The organism is Polaromonas sp. (assembly GCF_041689105.1).
Lineage (GTDB): Bacteria > Pseudomonadota > Gammaproteobacteria > Burkholderiales > Burkholderiaceae_C > Polaromonas.
Genome location: NZ_JBDNGU010000041.1, coordinates 1 through 3,113, shown reverse-complemented (window position 1 = coordinate 3,113; position 3,113 = coordinate 1). Strand labels below are relative to the sequence as shown.

At 59.8% G+C, this 3,113-nt stretch carries 3 protein-coding genes; 2 read left to right on the top strand and 1 reads right to left on the bottom strand.

Annotation, left to right across the window (positions count from 1 at the left end; genetic code table 11):
* Positions 1 to 534: 534 nt before the first annotated feature.
* Positions 535 to 1,410, bottom strand: a complete 876-nt coding sequence (locus tag ACESMT_RS03805) for a methyltransferase domain-containing protein (RefSeq protein ID WP_372825247.1) — start codon at positions 1,408 to 1,410, stop codon at positions 535 to 537.
* 271 nt (positions 1,411 to 1,681) lie between these two features.
* Between ACESMT_RS03805 and pseB the strand changes: the two genes are divergently transcribed.
* Both pseB and ACESMT_RS03795 read left to right on the top strand, forming a co-directional pair.
* Positions 1,682 to 2,698: a UDP-N-acetylglucosamine 4,6-dehydratase (inverting) gene (gene pseB / locus ACESMT_RS03800; protein ID WP_372825246.1), complete on the top strand. Its 1,017-nt coding sequence runs from the start codon at positions 1,682 to 1,684 to the stop codon at positions 2,696 to 2,698.
* On the top strand, positions 2,695 to 3,113 hold a 419-nt coding region (locus ACESMT_RS03795; protein WP_372825245.1), incomplete at its 3' end, for an aminotransferase class I/II-fold pyridoxal phosphate-dependent enzyme. The genes pseB and ACESMT_RS03795, both read left to right, overlap by 4 nt.

Genomic DNA, 3,113 nt, shown 5'->3' with positions numbered 1-3,113 from the left:
CTCGCCGTCGGTGTCAATGCCGATTGTTCGCAGGCCCTGGTCGGCGAAGGCAAGCGCAAGCGGCAGGCCCACGCGGCCGCAGCCAATAATCGCTACGTCGAAGCTCACAGGGCGCAGGTTAGCTGCTGGGGGTGCGGGCCGCGGGCGCCGCTCCTTGTCTGGGCGGTTTTGGACTTTGCTGGCTAGTAGCTAGGCCCCTGCGTCTTGCCACTGCGGCTCGACCCGTTGCACCGCGAAACGCCGCGGTAGTCTGGCTTTCGTTAGATCCTGTTATCGGGCTCGAACCGGCTACCCCTTCTTGAAGTTGCGTGGCGAGCACGGTGTTCGCTGAGAGGCTCACGCGCTGAACCGCGCTGAACGTCGAAGTCCACGAGCAGTCCTCTCGCCGAAGGTCCGTCTGTGACTCCTCGGTTCATCGCAAGCCTCCATCGCGCTGCGAGGGGCAGCGGAGAGGAGTCTGGGCCGCGTACTAGGCCCCAGAGTGTCTGGCCGAGGTTAGGGTCCGTGTGATCCAGATACGCGGGCGGTTTAGCGTCAATCGGCGGATTTTCGTACGAGCATGACAATCCCATCGTAAAGGAAGCCAGTTCGGTGCGGAAACCGCGCATTGAGCTCGTCTAGCAGCTCGAGCTTCTGCGCCTCAGGGTAAAGCGACATCAACGCGGGGACATCATATCCCTTAAGGAAAACCGACTCAAACTCGCTGGAAGTTATGATCTGCTCGTAGTCATCGAAAAATAGTTGGTTTTGGTCGTCGGAATCCAAGATGTAGTCGACGATACGCTCGGCAAGAGCCATACCGTGCTCGTCCGCGCACAGCTCTAGGAGTTCATCACGTGAACGGAGCAGATGGCACCAAGGCGGGAGAATTACGTTGGCATATGTCAGCGTGCGCGCGCCTTCGGTCAACCAGAGGTGATGGCCGTAAGGCGTCGACCAGATTGGCCCAAAATGTGAATACATGACGCCGCCAGGGCGTAGAACCCGATGACACTCTGCGACGACTTCGTCAAGTCGATGAATGTGCTCAAAGGCGGAAACCGATACGACGACATCGAACGACGAGTCAGCAAACTCCATGTCCCTAGCGTCAACCTGCTCAAGCCGGCTTCGGGGTCCAATAGTTTGCGCGCGGAAGAGCGGGTTAACGCCGATCGCCTCCGCCGCTCCGTACTTGGCGCAAATATCTCGGAGGAGAGCACCCGTCGCTTCCGATCCAACCTCAAGCACTCGCTTTCCCTCAAACCCGCCAACGGCAAGATCGGCGGTGTTCAGAAGCTCAGTATTCTCGCGTGCGAGGCGGCGACCTCGAATCCGGCCGAGACCGTTCGTGACACGGCGCCTTGCCGAGCTCGGCAAGGCGCCATACGCCCTCCTTGCCCCGGCGGCCATCGTGTCGGCCGCGTCCATCAGCGACTCACCCTGCTCTTGTGCGACTTAAGTTCAAGCATGGCTAGCACGTTACCTGATCGAGCGTTGAATCTAGAGACCTCCTCGGTTACCGGTCACTGGCGGGACCGTGACCTTCGCCAGAGCGAATGCGCGACCGCGTTTGCAGCGAATTGACCTCACCGCGAGGCCTTTGGCGGTCAAATTGCTGTCTGCGGCGCCCTCGGCAACATAGATCGTTCATGAAGCAGCAGCTTCAGCGGCGGCTGTGGCTTCAACTATGCTGTCACGAGTGAACTTCGACGACAAATCCATCCTGATCACGGGAGGTACCGGCTCGTTTGGCAATGCGGCGGTCCGCTCGATTCTGGGCAACTCTCAGCCTGAGCGACTCATCGTCTTCTCGCGCGACGAGCTGAAGCAGTTCGAGATGGCCCAAAAGTTCCCGGAGGGGAAGCATTCCTGCATGCGCTACTTTCTCGGCGACGTCCGCGATCGAGATCGCTTGGTACAGGCGATGTCGGGGGTTGACTATGTGGTCCACGCTGCGGCGCTCAAGCAGGTGCCAGCGGCCGAGTACAACCCGATGGAGTGCATCAAGACCAACATCCACGGCGCCGAGAATGTGATCCACGCCGCGCTGGCCAATGATGTTGAGAAGGTAATTGCGCTGTCGACCGATAAGGCCGCCAACCCGATCAACCTGTATGGGGCAACGAAGCTCGCCTCAGATAAATTGTTCGTAGCTGCAAACAACGTTGTCGGCAAGCAGCGCACTCGCTTTTCGGTCGTGCGCTACGGCAATGTTGTCGGCTCGCGCGGCTCTGTCGTGCCGTTCTTTCGCAGCCTGCTGGCCGATGGCGCGAGCAGCCTGCCGATCACTGACGAGAAGATGACACGGTTCTGGATCCGACTGGAGGATGGTGTCGCGTTCGCGCTTCGCGGCTTCGAGCGGATGCACGGGGGCGAGATTTTCGTGCCGAAGATCCCCTCGGTGCGGATCACGGACCTAGCAACGGCAATGGCACCAGAGGTGCCGCATCAGTTTGTCGGGATTCGTCCCGGCGAGAAGATCCACGAGATCATGTGCCCAGCCGATGACTCGCACTTGACTCTCGAATTCGACGATCACTTCGTGATCCGCCCGACGATCACCTTCACGCAGCGCATTAATGACTTCACTCAGACCACGGCCGGTGAGGAAGGCGTACCTGTCGCGCAGTCGTTCGAGTACAACTCGGGCACGAACCCGCACTTTCTGACGGTAAACGAGATCACGAAGCTGAACGAGCAGCTCGACCTGACGTGATCCCGTACGGGCGCCAGGATATCTCGGAGGCCGACATCGCCGCTGTCGTCGAGGTACTCCGGTCGGATTTCATCACGCAAGGTCCCGCGGTCCCACTCTTTGAAAGCGCGGTGGCTGAATACTGTGGCGTAGCACGGGCAGTCGCAGTCAATAGTGCTACGAGCGCACTGCATGTCGCCTGTCTCGCACTCGGCGTAGGCCCAGGCGACATCGTCTGGACGAGCCCGATCACCTTCGTCGCGTCTGCCAACTGCGCTCTCTACTGCGGAGCGAGGGTCGACTTCGTGGACATTGACGAGGACACGGGAAATATGAGCGTTGATGCTCTTCGCGAGAAGCTTGAAGCGGCCAAGGTCACTAATACGCTTCCGAAGGTCGTGATTCCCGTGCACCTGTGTGGGACGTCGTGTGATAT